This is a genomic window from Chryseobacterium lathyri (genome assembly GCF_003290185.1).
GTDB lineage: Bacteria > Bacteroidota > Bacteroidia > Flavobacteriales > Weeksellaceae > Chryseobacterium > Chryseobacterium lathyri.
In genome coordinates this window covers 263,282-282,028 of sequence record NZ_QNFY01000001.1, presented here as the reverse complement: position 1 = coordinate 282,028, position 18,747 = coordinate 263,282, and the positions used below count along the sequence as shown (strand labels likewise).

Sequence of the window (18,747 nt, the reverse complement as noted above, 5' to 3'; positions counted from 1 at the left end):
GGAATTGTAAGGTCATATCAATGGATGGTTTTCGCTTTGAATTGCACTTTTTGCCTAACCGGGTTTAGGGTACATACGAAAAAAGCACAATCTCACAGATCGTGCTTTATTATAGGATGATATATAAAAGATGGTCCTTTAAAACTGTTTTCTGAAACTGGTTGGTGATATTCCAACATGTTTTGTGAAAAAGCGGACAAAGTAAGCATCGTCTTCATAATTCAGACTATAGGCAATTTCTTTCACGTTCATTGCTGTATGTGCTAAAAGCCGTTTGCTTTCAAGAATAATGCGTTTTTTTATAATTTCATTGGGAGTGTCTTTGCTCACTAATCCTATTTTTTTACTCAGATTTTTTGGGGTAACGCACAGTAAATCTGCATAATCCGCAACAGTATGAAGCGTTTTATAATGTTGCTCGACCAATTTGCTGAATTTTCTTAAAAACTGCACATCAGCCTGCTGCTCTTTGTCAGATAATTGATGCTGCTGTTTCCAGATTCTAGTAGATTTCAGAATAATTAATTTTAAAAGTGTCCTTAACATCTCTTCTGTACCGGAATCTTCATTTCTTAGCTCAGACTGAATATCTCTGATGATCTTTTGAATCTCGGTAGACTGTTCTTCGTTTAAATTTATAAAAGGGATTTCAAACACATTATTGTACAAAATACCATCGCACGCCACTTCATGATCATGAATTTCTACACAATAAAAATCTCTGTTAAAATGCATTAGCTGACCTCCGATGGTTTCACAGGGCTTTAAAATAACGTGGGGATTAATGAACAACAAGGTGTCGGTTTTCATTTCGATTTCCTGAAAATCTACCTGAATAATAGCGTTTTGCGGAATAAACAGCACCTTAATATGTTCATTTATCGTTGTGAGAGCATCATTTTGAATTGAGTTTTTGCTGAATTCCAGATTGCCAAATTTTTTGTATGAAAATTCCTTTATCATTGTAGGGTTTGAAAAGATTGTTGTTAATTTATTCGCGTTAACACCTTCTCGTAAAATTAATAAATTATAAAATACAGGCTTTCTTCAAATGGAATTAAAGTTCCGAACCCCAATATAGAAAATATAAAGTAGCTACCTTAGCCAATGAAACAAGGTTTTCTTCACCCAATAAATTTACGACGGTATTTAAAAAAGTAACCTCTTTGCCTCCATCCTTGTTTATAAGCTATTTAAAGAAAGAATCTGAAACAGAATTTGATAAAATAAATAATTGATTCATTTCACGATAAAATTGCCTTCAAATCAGATTGTTAAGCTTACTTAAAATTTTGTATCGCATATTAAAGCATTAAAAATCATTATAAATTCTGATAAATAAATGAGAAAAAATTTGGAAATATCGTTTAAATACTTACTTTTGTACCGCTTTAAGGAAAAGGGGAATTAGCTCATCTGGCTAGAGCGTTAGACTGGCAGTCTAAAGGTGACGGGTTCGATCCCCGTATTCTCCACAAGAAAGCGTAGACTTAAACTTATCACAAACGCTTAAAAGCTTTGAAACCTGTAATTAAAAACTACAGGTTTCATTTTTTTTCAATCATTCCATTTCTTTCTTCATCTGCATGGCACGCTGGTAAAAAGACTGCATAGCAATTTTTTCTTCCGCCTCATTAATAGCTGACAAAAGATGATTTTCATTATCTGCAATTTCTCCCAATACTTTTGACACCAACTCCCAAACCGGTTTCATTTTTTCGATGAGTTCAAGACCTTTTGGAGACAGTACAATCAGTCTTTTTCGCTCATCCTGTTTATCTTTTTTCGATTGGATAAGCTTCTGCTTTTCCAGCTCCTTTAGTAAGCTTATGGTTGAAGGATGTGTGTATCCTATTTCGTTGGCAATCTCTACCACACTCAGCATTTTTTTGTGATGTAAGGTAAAGATTACAGGAAACCATTTGGGCTCAAAATCAATTCCGAAGGACTTATAGATCAAAGCGCCATCTTTTCTGAGCTGCTCGCTGAGACGCTGCAATCTCGTTGATATGGCCAGGATTCCTGATTCATCTATTATATTCATACCGTTTGGTTTATATGTAAAGAATAAAAAACATTATCTGCGTTCATCAATGGAAAGAGGTTGGGTAAATTTTCCTTTTCAACCTGTAAAAAATGATTTCTTTCATAAAATCTCATGGCAGCCTTTAACACATTAACCGTTCCCAGGTATATGGCATCTATTCCGTTTTCACGACAGTAAGAAATCAAAACTTCCAAAAGCTCCTGGGCAATATTCAGCTCTTTTCCTCTGAATTCTTTTTTTACGAACATCTTCCTTACGGCTCCTTCCCTTTCATCATATTTAACCAATGCTATAGAACCTACCAGCTCGCCTTCTACAAAAGCTCCCCAGAAATTTCCTCCTGGTTCCATATAAAAACTTTCAATCTGCTTAAGATCTGGCTGATCTTCTATCGTAATAGGTACGTTAAATTCTTTTTGCTGGATCGTCAAAATGAGATCAATCAGCTGATCCGAATACGTATTATTCAGTTGTTGAATATGTACTTTCATATCATTGTTATTTTTACAATACAAAACTACGTAGTCTACTACATATATACAAACAAATATTTCTTTTTTATAAAAATTTTAACAATGTAAAAGTCTAACCAATAAAAAACGTATGCCATTTCGGACATACGTTTTTAATATTTTTAGCTGAAAATTATTATTTCCATCCACCACCAAGAGCCTGATAAAGCTCTACAGCGGCTTTCATTTTGCTGTATTCTGCGTTGGAAATATTCAGTTCTGCATTTAATGAGTTAACACTTGCATTGAGCACTTCAAGATAGTTTGCCATACCGTAGTTGACAAGTTCCTGAGAGTATTCAACAGAATTTTTGTAAGCATTCAGCTCTTTCTGCTTTAAGTCTATAAAAGAATCCTGAACAGAAAATACACGGATTGCATCTGAAACTTCTTTTCCCGCTGTAAGAACTGTTTTTCTAAAGTTCAGATATGCCGTTTCCTGATTGGCCAGACTTACTTCGTAATTGGTTTTGATGGCTCTTCGGTTAAGGATCGGCTGAGCCAGACCTCCTACCACACTTGCAAACAGAGAATTGACACTGAACAAATGATCAATATCAAGAGACTGGATTCCTCCGCTTCCTGTAATTTTTAAAGTAGGATAAAACTGAGCTTTTGCAGAATTGGTCAGTTCAAAAGCATTCATTAAATTGTATTCCGCTCTCATTACATCAGGACGGTTGGCCAATAGCTGTGCAGGATATCCCAGTCTTAAATCAATGGGAACTTTCTGACTTTCCAATGTTGATCTTTCAATGGTATGAGACGGCTCTCCCATCAGCAAACTCATTGTGTTTTCCAACAGCTGAATTTGCGTATCCATATCAATTAATAACGATTTTGCATTGAAAACCAACGCCTCACTTTGCTGAACGGCAACCTCTGTTACTGTTCCTGCAATTTTTAAAGCCTTAGTAGTCTCTAGATTTTTCTCACGAACTTTAATGGTCTCCGTAATAATTCTTTTTTGATCATCAAAAGTCAATAATTGATAATAAGCGGAAGCAATAGATGCCACCAAATCACTTTTTACGGCCTTATGAGCCGCAACAGTTCCCAAATAAGTAGCCAATTGAGCTTTTTCCTGAGCTTTCATTTTGCCCCAGATATCCGCTTCCCAGCCTAAACTTGCTGTAATATCAAGCTGATTGATATAACGTCGTTGCCCAAACAACTGTCCGGTTTGTGTATTTAGAGACTGAGTCTGAAATGCATAACCGGGGCCTACTGTTAAAGTAGGCTCATAGGCTGCTTTACTTTGCTTTAAATAAGCTTCTGCAGAATTGATACTTTGCAGGGCAATTCTAATATCCAGATTGTTATCTAAAGCCTTCGAAATATGCTTTTGAAGTATAGGATCGGTAAATATTTCTTTCCAGGAAATATTGGCAACTGTTGTACTGTCTGAAGGCAACATATCCGTACGGAAAAGCTTTTCGTCTACAACACTTTTCGGTCTCTCATACTCTTTTCTGGCCATGCACGATGTAATGGCCCCCAGTATGACAGCTGAAAAAGTTATTCCTTTTATGATGTTTAATAAACTCTTCATTATTTGAAATTAGAAGTTAGGTATTAGAGGTTTAGAAGCTAGATTTAGAGCTAATTTCTAATATCTAACCTCTAACTTCTCTAATTAATTTTATTCTGCTAAATTGATTTCTTCTTTTTTAATCGGCTTCACTCTTTCTTGTAAAGTTTGGAAAATCACATACAAAACCGGAATTACAAATAGCCCTAAAATTGTACCTATTAATAATCCAATTGCTGCACCCGTTGCAATAGATCTGTTACCTACCGCACCAATTCCACTCGCCAGAACCAATGGTAATAAACCGAAAATAAATGCAAATGAAGTCATCAAAATTGGTCTCACCCTGGCTTTAGCTGCATTGATGGCAGACATAACAATGGTTTCGCCATGATGCCTTCTCTGGACAGCAAATTCAACGATAAGGATTGCGTTTTTCGCTAATAATCCTACGAGCATGATCAGGGCGATCTGGAAGTAAATATTGTTTTCCAAGCCCATAATCTTCTGCCCGAAATAAGCTCCCATTACCCCAAGAGGAAGAGAAATTACAACGATTAGCGGAAGGATATAACTTTCATACTGAGCAGAAAGAATAAAGTAAACAAAGACTAAGCTTAATCCGAAAATCAAAAGGGTCTGCGAACCTGAATTTAATTCTTCTCTGGTCAATCCGGTAAATTCTACCGCATAATTCTGGTTTAGCGTTTCACTGGCCACCTGCTGTACAGCGGTAATGGCATCTCCGGAACTGTATCCTGCAGAGTTAGCTCCCGTTACCTTTACTGAAGTAAACAGGTTATAACGGCTTACAGACTGCGGTCCATATGCTTTTTTCAGAGTGACGAACTGTGAAATAGGAGACATTACTCCTGATCCTGTTTTTACATAGAGCTCATTCAGGTTTTCAATATTTTTTCTGTTTTCAGGAAGTGCCTGAACCATTACTCTGAATTGTTTTCCATACTTTGTAAAGTCGGCAGTATAAATACCTCCGATATATCCCTGCATGGTAGCCAGGATATCACTTACGGAAATACCAAGCTGTTTGGTCAGAGGAACATTGATTTCCATCTGATACTGAGGATATTTTGTATTGAATGAGGTTTGGGCAAATTCTATCTCAGGTCTTTCCATCAGCTTTCCGATGAACTCATTTGTTTTGTTATCCAGATCTGCATATTCTCCGCCTGATTTATCCAAAAGGACCATCTCAAAACCGGCACTGTTACCAAAACCAGGTACACTTGGCGGCTGGAAGAATACAACTTTGGCATCAGGAACAGAACCTACTATTCCAAATAGTTTTTTAGTGATATCATCAGACGTCTGACCATCTTTTTTCCTTTCATCAAATGGCTTTAATTTTACAAAGGCAAGGCCGTTGTTACTTCCGTTTCCGGATAAGAATCCTCTACCGGTGGAAATCGTGACATTCTGTACACCCGGAACTTTTAAAGCTTTGGCCTGAAGGGTCTTCAGAGCATTGTACGTTCTTTCCATAGAAGCTCCCGGAGGAAGCTGAACGTCTGTAAAGATAATTCCTCTGTCTTCTGTAGGGACAAAACCTTTTTTCATAGTACTGCTCGCCCAGAATAAAATACCTCCGGTAACCGCGAAAATAATCAATGTTACCCATTTATGTCTCAACAGGAATACAAATCCTCTTCCGTAACGTTCAGTGGTTGTCTTGAACGCAATATTGAATTTATAAAAGAATTTCTGAAGGAAATTAAGATTGCTGTATTCTTTATGATGTTCTGAGTGAGGCTTTAAAAACAATGAACATAAAACCGGGCTCAGAGTCAAAGCGTTGATTGCAGAAATAATGATTGCAATAATAAGAGTAATCCCAAACTGCTGGTAAAATACTCCTGTAGGACCTGTAATGAAAGTCACCGGAATAAATACCGCCGCCATTACCAGAGTAATAGAAATAATAGCCCCTGTGATCTCATCCATAGCTTCTACAGTTGCTTTCTTGGCATCTGCAATACCATGTTCCATCTTGGCATGAACGGCCTCGACGACGACGATGGCATCATCCACCACAATACCAATCGCGAGTACCAATGCGAACAGGGTTAACAGGTTTAGTGAATATCCAAATAAATTCAGAAAGAAAAATGCTCCCACAATAGATACCGGAACCGCAATAGCCGGGATCAGGGTAGATCTGAAATCCTGAAGGAATATATATACAACGATAAATACAAGAATGAAGGCTTCGATCAGGGTATGTACTACTTTTTCAATAGAAGCTTCCAGGAATTCATTGGTATCAAAGTTATAGGTGTATTTAACTCCCTTCGGAAAGGTTCCTTCAACTGATTTCAGATAGGTTTTGATATTTTTAATGATCTCCTGGGCATTAGATCCAGGAGTCTGGAAAAGTCCCATACTGATGGACGGATTGTTTCCATTTTCCCCTATCCCCGTATAAGACTGGCCTGCCAGCTCTACTTTAGCCACATCTTTCAGCATTAGGTTCTGTCCGTTTCCAAGAGATTTAATAATGATATTATCATACTGCTCCTTATCATTGAACTTACCTACATATTTAATGATATATTCAAAAGAGCTTCCGCTGTTCTGTCCTATAGAACCCGCTGCTGCTTCTCTACTCTGCTCGTTGATGGCATTGGTAACATCTGTAGGCGTTACACTGTAAGCCGCCATTTTTGCAGGATCCAGCCAGATTCTCATGGAATAGTTTTTACCGCCGAAAACGTTGGCATCCCCTACACCATTGATCCTTTTAAGATTAGGGATAATATTGATATTCAGGAAGTTTTGAAGGTAAACATCATCCAGATCCTTGTTTTCAGAATAGAAAGACATATACATCAGTGCACTGGTTTGCTGTTTCTGCGTTACCACCCCAGAACGTGTTACCTCGGAAGGTAAAAGCGGTGTAGCTCTTGCCACACGGTTCTGTACGTTTACGGCCGCAATATCCGGGTCTATTCCCTGTTTAAAGAAAACCTGAATCTGTGCAGAACCATCATTTCCGGCACTGGAAGTGATATAATCCATCCCTTCTACCCCGTTGATCTGTTCTTCCAGAGGTACTACAACACTTTTCATTACAGTTTCCGCATTAGCTCCTGTGTAGTTTGCTGAAACGCTTACTGTGGGAGGTGCAATGTCAGGATACTGTGTGACCGGCAGCGAGATAAGCCCTAACACCCCGAGTATAACAATAATAATTGATATAACGGTGGATAAAACCGGTCGGTTTATAAAATTTTTAATCATTTTAGAATTTCGGTTTTATTGATTGAACAAGGCTATCCATTTTCACTTTTTTAGGCTTAACGGCTGTTCCCGGTTTTAATCCTCCAATACCAGCTGCAACAATGATTTCTCCTTTGCTGACACCAGATTTTATAAGAGCCAGATTATCTATCCTGTCAATCACATTGATTACTACATTTTTAGCAGTGTCTTTATCTACTTTGTAAACATAAACAATACCTTGCTGCTCGTAAGTTGCACTTTCCGGCACCACCAATACATTATCATAATGTTGTGGGAACCTAATGGTTCCACTGTTACCGTTGCTTAATAATTTCTGGGCATTGGTAAAGGCTACTCTGAACTGGATGGTTCCGGTTGTAGGGTCTATCTGTCCGGTAATTGCTTCAATTCTTCCTTTTTCGGGATAAAGGCTTCCGTTTGCCAGCTGTAGTTCTACCATCGGAAGATTTTTAATCTTTTCAGGCATAGATGCACCCGGAGATTTTTCAAGGAAATCAAAATATTCTTTTTCATTCATTGAGAAATAGGCAAAAATCCCGGAAGTATCGGAGATCGTTGTCAATGCAGTCTGGTCAGTAGGTCCCACCAAACTTCCCACTTTCAGTGGAAGCCTTCCGATCACTCCGGAAATAGGGGCACGGATGATAGAATACTCAATATTGGCTTCTACTCCTTTATAATTGGCAACTGCCTGTCTTTTTGCAGCATTGGCTTGTTGCAGCTGGGCCTGAGCCTGGGCCAGATTTGCCTGAGCCGTCTGCAACTGTACGTTACTGATGATATTTTTCTGAACAAGAGGCTTTAGCTTATTGACTTCTACCTGTGCTGCATTTACAGAAGCCTGTGCTGCGGCAATTGTAGATTCTGCGGCACCGATACCGGCTTTGGAAGCAGCAGCATTTTCGGTCAGGATATTGGTTTCCAGACGGAATAACGGCTGTCCTTTTGTTACATACTGCCCTTCGTCTACCAGGACCTGCGTAATATATCCCTGTATTTTTGCACGGACATCATTGTTGACCCTTCCCTGTATGGTGGCCGGAAAGGTCTGATAGCCCACTATATTTTTTGACTCCACAGAAACTACAGGATAAGGTTTTGGGCCATCCTGTTTTGGAGCTTCTTTTTTGCAGGCCGTCAGTGAAAGCGCTGCAATAGAAAGTATAACTAGCTTATTATTCATTTTAAAGTTTATTAAGAGATTCCTGAATATTTTCTATGTTTTTGTATAAAAGTGCTTTGTAAGCTTCTACCCGTTCGTTGTATTCATTATCATGATTTTTTTTAAAGTTGTTTAAGTCATCCAGTAGTTTGAGTTCGTCCTCCATTTTTTGAACAATTTTTTCAAATCTGATTTTTTTATACTCATCATTGATGAAAAAATACCGTTTTCGCTCATCCATTTTGTTGTGGTCAATAATCAGCTGTGCATTCAACAGTAGTGATATACTGGTAGAAACAGAACTTTTACTCGCGGAGAGTACTTCCACAAATTCGTCAAAGGTAATTCCCACTTTCTCATAATCGAAAAGCAGGTAAGCATAAATCTTTGAAGCTAATGGCGGTAGGTTGAAAACGGTGCCGTAAAATTTTACAGCATCTTGAAAAATTTTTTCATCAATTTCTATACTTTGGTGCATAATATAAAAATTTTGACAAAAGTAGAAATTAGTTCAGAACTAAACGAACAAACATGATAGAGTTTATAAATGAAGATTCTTTTAAAAATTCAATGAAACATGATTTAACTTTTGGCTTAAATTATAATCTTTTCATAGGCTTTTCTCATTCCTCCGGCCAATAATACTTCACCACAATAGGAATAACCCTTACTTTCAAGGATCTTCAGCATGGCATTATTATCATAATTTGTATCTACTTTTATACTTTGAATTCCATGAGATCTTGTAAAATCTTCAATGTGATCAAATAATTTTTTCACCATACCCTGGCCGGCAAATTTTCCATCAACCGCCACTCTATGTACAACAACAAATTCTCCATCGCTTAGCCAGGCTCCTTCAATAGTACTGTAGGCAGGTTCGTCATTTAAAATCAATGCTACATAAACGGCAATTTCCCCATCAATGGTAAGGACATACCCAAAGCCTTTTGCAATATCGCTTTCTACGGTTCCTAAATTAGGGTATCCATTCTGCCATTGGGTACTCCCGTCCTGTTTTCTTCTTTCAATGGATTGTTGGATAATTCCCCAAATTATATCCCTGTCATCAATTTCTGCTTTTCTAAGTTTGGTCTCTGAATTCATTGTTAGTTGTTTATTGAATTGAATGATTTAAGTATTTAAAATTTAAGAGATTTGGATATGTTTTTAAGTTTTGGCTAAAACCAAATGTAATTTTTTAATTTTTAAGACGGGCTAAAGCCCGCCTCTATTGAATAATGTAGTCTAATTGAGTTATGATCCAATATTTCTAATCTCTACATCTCAAATTTTTAAATACTTAAATCTTTAATAATTAATATTATTTGAATCAAAAAACCGAAAACTAATTAAAATTAATTTTCGGTTCGAAGTAGTAAAATTTAAAATTATGAAATTGTTTTATTGATTTTCACTTTGTTGAAGATAAGCATCTATAACTTCAAATGCATTCTTCTCGTCTTCCAACTTTACCATAATTTTTAATGACGTTGCGGTAGGCGTTGTCGTAAAGGTAAGATAATTGTTCTCGACGCTGTTTGTAATTTGTGCATCATCCAATTTAGACTTTATTAGCTGGATTTCTGAAGGCTTGTCACTTTCAAAAACCGATACTCTCGTACTTCTTTCCATATTCTATATCGTTTGAGTATCTAAATATACGATGTATTTTTTAAAATTACAAATCTTTGAATTTAAATTTTATTAATATTGTTCTCTATTTTATCAAGAGCCAATTGAATTTCTTGCTGAGTAACATTCAGATGTGGTCTGAAGCGAAGGGAGTGATCCCCACACTGAAGAATGATCAGTCCGTCTTTGAAAAGCTCGTTCATCAAACGGTTACGCTGTTCTGCGGAAGGAAGATCAATGGCACACATAAGACCCCTTCCTCTCGCATTTGATATTTTATCTGGGTATTTCTGAGCCAGCTCTTTTAATCTTTCCAACAGATAATCTCCAACTACTCTTGCATTTTCAACCAGGTTTTCCTTTTCGATAACTTCCATCACCAATTGGAAACGAAGCATGTCAATAAAGTTCCCTCCGAACGTAGAATTGATCCTTGAACTTTCTCTGAAAACGTTATTTGGAATCTCATCAAATTTTTCTTTATTAGCCAAAACACCACAAACCTGAGCTTTTTTCCCGAAAGAAATAATATCCGGTTTTGCTGTAAAATGCTGAAATGCCCACATTTTTCCTGTGATGGCAATACCTGTCTGAACTTCATCAAAGATCAGTAAGATTTCGTTCTGATCGCAAAGTTTTCTCAGCCCCATTAAGAACTCATCTCTGAAATGATTGTCACCACCTTCGGCCTGGATAGGCTCGATGATGATGCAAGCTACTTTATCAGGGTTCATAAGAATTGCTTCTTCGATCTGAAGAAGAGCCAGCCTTTCATTCTTGATGGTTTCCTCTAAATTTTCTTCTGTAATTGGAAAAGATAGCTTAGGGTTTAAGATTCTTGGCCAGTCAAACATTGGGAAATACTGATATTTTCTAGGATCGGAAGTATTGGTTAAGCTCAAAGTATAACCGCTTCTTCCGTGGAATGCCTGTCTGAAATGGATACAGATTCCAGCTTCTGTCTGAAGGCCTTTTTCAAAATTCTTACGGGTTTTCCAGTCGAAGCATGCTTTCATTGCATTTTCTACTCCTAATGTTCCTCCTTCGATAAAGAAAGCATACTGTAGTTCTTCAGGAATCACTACTCTTTCAAAAACTTCCAGAAAGTGGGCATATTCCTCTGAATACACATCTGCCAAAGTAGGTTTGTTGACAGCCATTTTCCCCAGCCACTCTGATCTTTCTACCAGATAAGGATGGTTGTAGCCTATTGAAGCTGATGCAAACATAGAGAACATATCCAGGTATTCTTTGTCTGTAAGCTTGTCATACAGCCATGATCCGTGAGATTTTTCTATATCCATCACAAAATCAAAGCCGTCTGCCAAAACGTGTCTTCCTACGGTTTCCTTTACTTTATTTGCTTTTATATCAATTGTTTGTTCCATAATTAAAATAGTTGTGTGATTTAATAATTGAATGATTAAAAGTCTTAAACATTCAGGTTATTAATTTTTAGTTTTTTTGTTGAATTGATTTAAACCTAATTTTTACAAATCAAATTTAATCCCTTGTGCTAAAGGAAGTTGAGCTGTATAATTTATAGTATTGGTTTGTCTTCTCATATAGTATTTCCAAACGTCTGAACCGGACTCTCTTCCGCCTCCTGTTTCTTTTTCACCACCAAAAGCACCCCCAATTTCAGCACCTGAAGTTCCGATGTTTACGTTGGCAATACCGCAGTCTGAACCTGCATGAGAAAGGAATAATTCTGCTTCTCTCAGGTTCTGAGTCATGATAGCAGATGATAATCCCTGAGGAACATCGTTCTGGATAGCAATAGCTTCCTCCAATGTTTTATATTTGATCAGATACAGGATCGGCGCGAAAGTTTCGTGCTGAACGATCTCGTAAGAATTTTTCACTTCTGCGATGCATGGTTTCACATAGCATCCTGATTCGTATTCTTTTCCGCTTAAAACACCTCCTTCAACTACAAATTTTCCGCCCTCTTTCTTACATTTCTTGATAGCTTCTTCATATTGATTCACTGCATCTACATCGATAAGCGGCCCTACATGGTTATTTTCGTCTAATGGATTTCCGATTTTCAACTGTCCATAAGCTTTTACCAATCTGTTTTTTACTTCATTGTAAACACTTTCATGGATGATCAGTCTTCTTGTTGATGTACATCTCTGTCCTGCCGTACCTACCGCTCCGAAAACAGCTCCGATGATTGACATGTCGATATCTGCATCTTTGGAAATAATGATCGCGTTGTTTCCTCCCAATTCAAGGATAGATTTCCCGAATCTTTCTGCCACTTTGGAAGAAACCATTCTTCCCACTCTTGTAGAACCTGTGAAGGAAACCAGGGAAACCCTTTTATCATCAACCAGCTTCTGCCCGATCTCATGATCAGCAACCAGTACACTTGAAATACCTTCGGCAAGATTGTTCTCCTTTAATACTTCAGACATAATGTTCTGACAAGCGATAGCACACAATGGTGTTTTTTCAGACGGCTTCCAGATGGTAACATTTCCGCAGATCCAAGCCAGAGCTGTGTTCCAAGCCCAAACGGCAACAGGGAAATTAAAAGCAGTGATGATTCCCACAACGCCAAGCGGATGGTATTGCTCATACATTCTGTGACCTGGTCTTTCTGAATGCATGGTATAGCCGTGAAGCTGTCTGGATACCCCTACTGCAAAATCACAGATGTCGATCATCTCCTGAACTTCCCCAAGACCTTCCTGAAGAGATTTACCCATTTCATAAGAAACAAGTTTTCCAAGGTCATCTTTATATGTTCTTAATTTCTGACCTAACTGTCTAACGATCTCCCCTCTTTTAGGAGCAGGGATGGATCTAAATTCCTGAAACGCCTTCTGAGACGTCTCAATTACTTTGTCATAATCACTTTCTCCGGAAGTCTTAATTTTAGCGATTAGCCTGCCATCTACGGGAGAAAAACTTTCTATCGTTTTCCCCGAAGCAAAATATTTTCCGCCCACTGAAGTCCCCTTATTTTCTTCTTTAATACCAAGGTTTTTGAGTGTTTTTTCGATTCCGAAATCCTTTACTTTTTTAGACATAAAATGTTTACTTTTCGTTTCCTCTAAAGATAGAAATATTATGCGAACCTCAAAATTTTAATTTTTAACATGCTTTTTATTTGGACTAATTATAAACATGCTTATCTTTGTCATGTAATTTTTTGATATTCAGACATGGAAAATTCACAGGAAAATAATAATTCGAAGTTCAAGAAGTGGTTCAAACGTGTAGGCTGGGCAGGATTTGCTTTTTTCACGATCAAAGGCTTGATTTGGCTCGTTATATTCTACTTCGGAGCTGATACGCTTCAGAGTTGTATAAAATAAAAAGCAGAGAAATTTCTCTGCTTTCCTTTTTAGTAAGGTTAATTGGATTGTTATTGTCCTTTTATTGGATTATAATCTTCATCTTATTTTTATCCTATCCTTCTTGGTCTTTCTTTTTCCTTCCTGAATTGACCAGGCTTTGATGCAGCAGATACTCGATCTGTCCGTTTACACTCCTGAATTCATCATTCGCCCACTTTTCCACCAGCTTATAGGTCGCTTCATCGATTCTTATGACGAATGACTTTTTGCCTTTAGCTTCAGAGGATTTTGAAGTTTTTTCCGATTTCATCCTTTTCTCTTTGCCTGTTTAGTAATACTTTTTTAATAACATAAAAGACGCAAAGATTTCGTTTAAATAAACTTTTCTATCTGTTCGCAAGGCGTTTTACCCGGCTAAGTTTTTTATGAAATCTAAGTATTTATTCTTCATTTTTCTCTCTTTATTTTGTTAATAAAGAGTTCCTGCATTTAAGATGGGCTGGGCTGCTTTTTCACCACATAGCACCACCATTAAATTGCTGACCATGGCTGCTTTTCTTTCATCATCAAGCTCTACGATATTTTCTTCTGAAAGCTTTTTCAATGCCAAATCCACCATTCCTACAGCACCTTCCACAATCTTGGTTCTTGCTGCAACAATTGCTGTTGCCTGTTGTCTCTGAAGCATTGCTCCTGCAATTTCCGAAGCATAAGCAAGGTGAGAAATTCTCGCTTCCTGAATCACAATTCCCGCTTTTGAAAGACGATCCGTAAGCTCCTGCTCCAAAATAGAATTGATCTTATCACCTCCTTCTCTCAAAGTAATCGGCGCATGGTCATCTTCTAAATTGTCGTACGGAAAACTCATCGCCAAATGACGTACCGCAGCTTCACTCTGCATTCTTACAAAGTCTGAATAACGCTCAACGTCAAAAGCTGCTTTGTAGGTATCTCCTACTTTCCAGACCATTACCACTGCGATTTCAATGGGGTTACCCATTTTATCGTTTACTTTCAGAGTTTGCCCTTGTAAGTTTTCTGAACGCAATGACATTTTCTGTGAAGAATACAGAGGATTGATAAAAAACAGTCCGTTGTCTTTCACTGTTCCCACATACTTTCCAAAGAAATTCAACACTCTTGAATGGTTCGGCTGAATGATCATCAGCCCTTTTAGAAAGAAACAGAACAGCAGAAAGCAAAGCATTGCAATGATCACGAATGTAATACTCTGTTCAACTCCGGAAATAAAAAAATAAACTGCTCCGGCAAATAAAACCAGACAGAATACTAACGCCAGATAGCCTGACATAGGCTTTAATACTTTTTCCATGATTGTAATTTAATTTGATATTGTTTTGATATCATAAAGATATAAATAAACTTTAAGATTTTGAGCTATAATCTAATTTTTTTTAGTGCGGATTTCTGGATGTGAGTTTGAATATTATGAGGTCATTAGTTTCAGGTTATTTGGATCCTAAAACGTGAAAAAAAAATCCCGGAAAATGAATTCCAGGATTTTGATTTATATTGAAAGAAATCTATTTCTTCGTTAATACTTTGAACTTGAAATAAGAAGCAGCTGATAAAGCCAGCATAGTTCCCAATCCAATGTATACCCAGGCCGGAACCGGAACCGGATCTCCTGCAGCATATGAGTGAAGTCCGCTCAGGTAATAATTAACTCCGAAGTAGGTCATTACCATAGAACAGAAAGCAAACATTGTGGCTACATGGAATGCCCATCTGCTTCTCAGTCCGGGAACTAATCTCATGTGCAGCACGAAAGCGTATACCATGATAGAGATGAATGCCCATGTTTCTTTCGGGTCCCAGCTCCAGTATCTTCCCCATGATTCATTAGCCCAGATACCTCCTAAGAAGTTTCCTACCGTTAAGGCAAAAAGACCGATTGTAAGGGACATTTCAGAAACGATTACCAGTTCTTTCAATGTGGTGTCGTGGTGAAGCTTATATGTTTCTTTATTTGAAATAATATAAAATACCAAAGAGATTACAGCAATAATCATAGACAGGGCAAAGAAGCCGTAACTTGAGGTAATAATCGCTACGTGAACAATCAGCCAATAGGATTTCAGAACCGGAACAAGTGGCGTAATCTGAGGGTCAAGTGCTGAACCTCCGTGTGCAAATCCCATCATGATAACTGCTACCATAAATCCGGCTGCAGGAATAAGAGCGTTCGCGTTTCTGTAAAGGATCAACCCAGCTGTAATACCTACCCAAGAGATAAAGATGATTGCTTCGTATCCGTTACTCCAAGGTGCGTGTCCTGAAATATACCATCTTGCTACAAGGCCTAAGAAATGGCATAAATACCCTACTATGCCTATAGCAATAATTACTTTGATTATTTTATTTAAAACCTTATTGGATTTGAAAAGCTCTACAAATCCTAAGATCAGAAGAAGTCCTCCGATTATAGTATAGAAGATCAATAGTTTGAAGTTGATGTTCACTTTATTCATGAAAACCTCAAGATCCACCTTAGATTTTGCAGGAACTACTGCTTTACCCCACTTCTGCTGGTAGTCTGAAAGTTTTGCCAGTTCAGCATCGGCTTTACTCCAGTCTCCTGTTTTTTGTGCAGTAAGAGCTTCTGCAAAATAAGGTCCCATTACCTGCTGGGATTCCATATCCGGCTCAAATTTCTGATCAAGCCATGAATGCCATGTGTGGTTGGCATCGTTTTTCACAGGAACAATTCTCATGAACTGGCCGCTGAAAAACTCGTTGAAGATATGTACTCTTTCGTTTACAGAAATCACTTCTTTATCATAATTGGTCTGCTCAGAAGGTTTCTTACGGAATGCCGTGTTGTAATCGTGTTCCAGGATATAGGTAAGATTACCGTTAGCATCTGCCGGAAAAAGGTTCATCAGTGAAGTATATCCTTCATCATCAGCCTTCGTTTTATTTTTTAATTCGTCACCTCCTTTTGTTCCTACTTTAATCATAGGAACCATAGTCCAGCTTGGCGTATCTGTATTGATCGACAGGAACCATTGGTTAGCCGTAAGAGACTTTCCATCTGTTCCCTTGAACTCGTCTTTCTTATATAATTTTCTTAAAATATCCAGTGCTTCCGTGTTGATAGGAACAATTCTTCCTTCAAAATTCTGAACCAGAAGATATCCGAATTTATCTGCATGTTCTTTGCTGATTTTGTTTCTGGCAATAATCTCGTCCGGAGAAATAGATCTCATTTTGCCCATTGGTGTTGCCAGAGAGTTCTGCTTTGGAGCAGCACCATCAAGCGGCTGGGCAGATGGAGCCGGAGCGTGAGAATGATTGTCTCCTTCCACATGAATGTGTTCTCTGCTCCCGTCTGTTGTGCCATGGGTTTCAATTTTCTGTGCACTTAATCCTAAACTTAATAGCACTAAAAGCACTGCTGCCGTTTTCTTTTTATTAACATCAGTCAGCATTTTATTCAGTTTCCAGAAGTGAGTTCCTTTCCAGAAGAAGATCACAAACATTCCTAAGAACAGAAGTCCGTATCCGATGTAAGAAATAATGGTTCCCCAGAAATCGTGGTTTACAGAAAGTACGGTTCCCATTCTGTCCGGATCAAAACTTGACTGGAAGAAACGGTAACCTTTATAGTTAAGAACGTGGTTCATGTAAATTTTATAAGGGGTTTCTTTTCCTTCATCAATGATCTTTACGTGGCTTTCATAAGCACTTGGAGATGTACTTCCCGGATAGGTTTCCATCACAAAATCATCCAATTTCAATGCAAAAGGTGTATTATATACTTTAGGTCCGAAACCTACCATAATATTCAGGCCATCCATTGTTACCTGCTTGTATGCATTCGGGTTTCCTTTTTCTACAGAAAGATCTACCATTTGTTTTGTTTTTGGCCCTTGAAGTTCTATTCTCATTACATCGGGTACCATAGCATCTTTCTTTTTATCGCCTTCAAAAGCCATAAGCCTCCCTTTTTTAAGACCTTCAGGAACAACCAGTTTCAATTCGTTGATCGTATATAAACTTCTCAATACCAAAGGCTGGAATTCATCTTTCTTGGTACTTCCGGTAGCCTGCGTTGCCATAGTCATAAAGGCTGCATCAACAGGAGTCTTAATGAACAGTTTTCCGTCCTCTTTTTTAAATTCTACCGCACCGTCTATCGCTCTGTTGAACGTTACTAAAGTTCCGTTGATAGATTTTGTTTCTCCCGGTTTGATGTAAATATTTTGTCTTCCGGTAGTTCCTGTAGACACCAGGTGAAGATATTCTGCGCCGCTGGGCTCAGCAATTAAGCTGTCTTTTTTTCTCTGGATATAGTCTTTTGTAAACACCTTTATTTCCTTTCCGTGGAAATCATAGGTTGCCTTAAAGTCTTTATGCAAAGGAGACATCAGATAAGGAACATCCTGATAGTTAAGAACATCCCCTTTCTCTTCAATCTGGATTTTAAAGAAATTTTTGTCAGTTACAATCTCATTGGAAGTTTCACCTTCTCTGATATGCATTGTCCCTTCAAAACTGATGTATCTTGTAATAGCACCTCCTATAAAAATAAGGATAAAGGCAAGGTGAAATACCAGAACAGGCCATTTTTCTCTTCTCCACAGTCTGTATCTTGCGATATTTCCTATAAAGTTGAGAATGAGCAGAAACATGATTAATTCAAACCATTTTGCTTCATAAATTAGCGCTTTAGCTGTAGGAGTTCCGTAGTCGTTTTCTAAGAACGTTGCATACGCCATTGCAAATGCATACACCAGTAACAGCACAGCCATTGTTCTGGTTGAGATAAGAATATCTTGGAGCTTCTTCATGATTTATTTTACTTGACATGCAAAAATAAGGATGATAAACAACAAAGAGGCTAAAAAAAGCTGTTTTTTGTCATTTAAAGGCCTATTTTGGTTATTTTGAATCATTCTTAATAATATATAATTCATTAAGGAAAATTCGATTTTAAGATCATGGAATTCCGGATCTAACTTACTTATCTGTGGTCAGTTCTGATTACTACAGGCAAATAATCATTTTATTACGTCAATAATTATAAGACTGTGTCCTTCATCTTCTTTTTATTTTGTATTGATTGATGATAACGAAATTAAGGCCAGGCAAAAATGCAGGGATGTTTTTTGACCATATTTTTGATATTTTTTTTCACTTTTACACTTTATGGAACAAAATTAGCGGAGCAATAGCTGCTGCATTTTGAAGGAGTTTAAAAGTACCTGCTGCAGTACATTTCAGGAAAAAAAATATCTTAAAACTGATGTTTAATTTTAAAAAAT

Annotated in this window: 15 protein-coding genes and 1 tRNA gene; 2 read left to right on the top strand and 14 right to left on the bottom strand. The window is 37.6% G+C overall.

Annotated elements, in window-relative coordinates; translation table 11 throughout:
• Positions 1-138: 138 nt before the first annotated feature.
• A complete protein-coding gene (locus tag DRF61_RS01220; protein WP_111953240.1) occupies positions 139-963 on the bottom strand; it encodes a helix-turn-helix domain-containing protein in 825 nt (274 codons plus the stop codon).
• A gap of 438 nt (positions 964-1,401) precedes the next feature.
• Here DRF61_RS01220 and DRF61_RS01210 point away from each other — a divergent pair.
• Positions 1,402-1,475 (top strand) — tRNA-Ala (locus DRF61_RS01210).
• A gap of 86 nt (positions 1,476-1,561) precedes the next feature.
• Here the strand turns inward: DRF61_RS01210 and DRF61_RS01205 are convergent.
• The 10 genes from DRF61_RS01205 to amaB all read right to left on the bottom strand — a co-directional run bounded on the left by DRF61_RS01205 (position 1,562) and on the right by amaB (position 13,189).
• Entirely contained in the window at positions 1,562-2,044 is a 483-nt protein-coding gene (locus DRF61_RS01205) for a MarR family winged helix-turn-helix transcriptional regulator (protein ID WP_111953238.1), read from the bottom strand.
• Entirely contained in the window at positions 2,041-2,538 is a 498-nt protein-coding gene (locus tag DRF61_RS01200) for a GNAT family N-acetyltransferase (RefSeq protein ID WP_111953236.1), read from the bottom strand. Before DRF61_RS01200 ends, DRF61_RS01205 begins: the two co-directional genes overlap by 4 nt.
• Positions 2,539-2,695: 157 nt before the next feature.
• The gene (locus tag DRF61_RS01195) at positions 2,696-4,111 is read right to left on the bottom strand and encodes a TolC family protein (protein WP_111953234.1); all 1,416 of its coding nucleotides are present in this window, start codon (positions 4,109-4,111) and stop codon (positions 2,696-2,698) included.
• Between the two features lie 90 nt (positions 4,112-4,201).
• A complete protein-coding gene (locus DRF61_RS01190; protein WP_111953232.1) occupies positions 4,202-7,348 on the bottom strand; it encodes an efflux RND transporter permease subunit in 3,147 nt (1,048 codons plus the stop codon).
• 1 nt (position 7,349) lies between these two features.
• The gene (locus tag DRF61_RS01185; RefSeq protein ID WP_111953230.1) at positions 7,350-8,534 is read right to left on the bottom strand and encodes an efflux RND transporter periplasmic adaptor subunit; all 1,185 of its coding nucleotides are present in this window, start codon (positions 8,532-8,534) and stop codon (positions 7,350-7,352) included.
• 1 nt (position 8,535) lies between these two features.
• Positions 8,536-8,991, bottom strand: a complete 456-nt coding sequence (locus DRF61_RS01180) for a transcriptional regulator (protein ID WP_034727861.1) — start codon at positions 8,989-8,991, stop codon at positions 8,536-8,538.
• 116 nt (positions 8,992-9,107) lie between these two features.
• On the bottom strand, positions 9,108-9,620 hold the full coding sequence (locus tag DRF61_RS01175; RefSeq protein WP_111953228.1) for a GNAT family N-acetyltransferase: 513 nt from the start codon (positions 9,618-9,620) through the stop codon (positions 9,108-9,110).
• A 297-nt stretch (positions 9,621-9,917) separates the two neighbouring features.
• On the bottom strand, positions 9,918-10,148 hold the full coding sequence (locus DRF61_RS01170) for a DUF2007 domain-containing protein (protein WP_111953226.1): 231 nt from the start codon (positions 10,146-10,148) through the stop codon (positions 9,918-9,920).
• A gap of 62 nt (positions 10,149-10,210) precedes the next feature.
• A complete protein-coding gene (gene lat, locus DRF61_RS01165) occupies positions 10,211-11,536 on the bottom strand; it encodes an L-lysine 6-transaminase (RefSeq protein WP_111953224.1) in 1,326 nt (441 codons plus the stop codon).
• A gap of 102 nt (positions 11,537-11,638) precedes the next feature.
• Positions 11,639-13,189: an L-piperidine-6-carboxylate dehydrogenase gene (gene amaB / locus DRF61_RS01160; RefSeq protein WP_111953222.1), complete on the bottom strand. Its 1,551-nt coding sequence runs from the start codon at positions 13,187-13,189 to the stop codon at positions 11,639-11,641.
• Between the two features lie 135 nt (positions 13,190-13,324).
• Here amaB and DRF61_RS22770 point away from each other — a divergent pair, with 135 nt between their 5' ends.
• A complete protein-coding gene (locus DRF61_RS22770; RefSeq protein WP_040995320.1) occupies positions 13,325-13,477 on the top strand; it encodes a histidine kinase in 153 nt (50 codons plus the stop codon).
• A 94-nt stretch (positions 13,478-13,571) separates the two neighbouring features.
• Here the strand turns inward: DRF61_RS22770 and DRF61_RS01155 are convergent, their stop codons facing one another.
• From DRF61_RS01155 to DRF61_RS01145, 3 genes are all read right to left on the bottom strand, one after another.
• On the bottom strand, positions 13,572-13,769 hold the full coding sequence (locus DRF61_RS01155; RefSeq protein ID WP_111953220.1) for a type II toxin-antitoxin system antitoxin: 198 nt from the start codon (positions 13,767-13,769) through the stop codon (positions 13,572-13,574).
• Between the two features lie 159 nt (positions 13,770-13,928).
• The gene (locus tag DRF61_RS01150) at positions 13,929-14,792 is read right to left on the bottom strand and encodes an SPFH domain-containing protein (protein WP_111953218.1); all 864 of its coding nucleotides are present in this window, start codon (positions 14,790-14,792) and stop codon (positions 13,929-13,931) included.
• Positions 14,793-15,003: 211 nt separating this feature from the next.
• Complete coding sequence (locus DRF61_RS01145) at positions 15,004-18,273, bottom strand: cytochrome c biogenesis protein CcsA (RefSeq protein WP_111953216.1); 3,270 nt, start codon at positions 18,271-18,273, stop codon at positions 15,004-15,006.
• Positions 18,274-18,747: the final 474 nt, after the last annotated feature.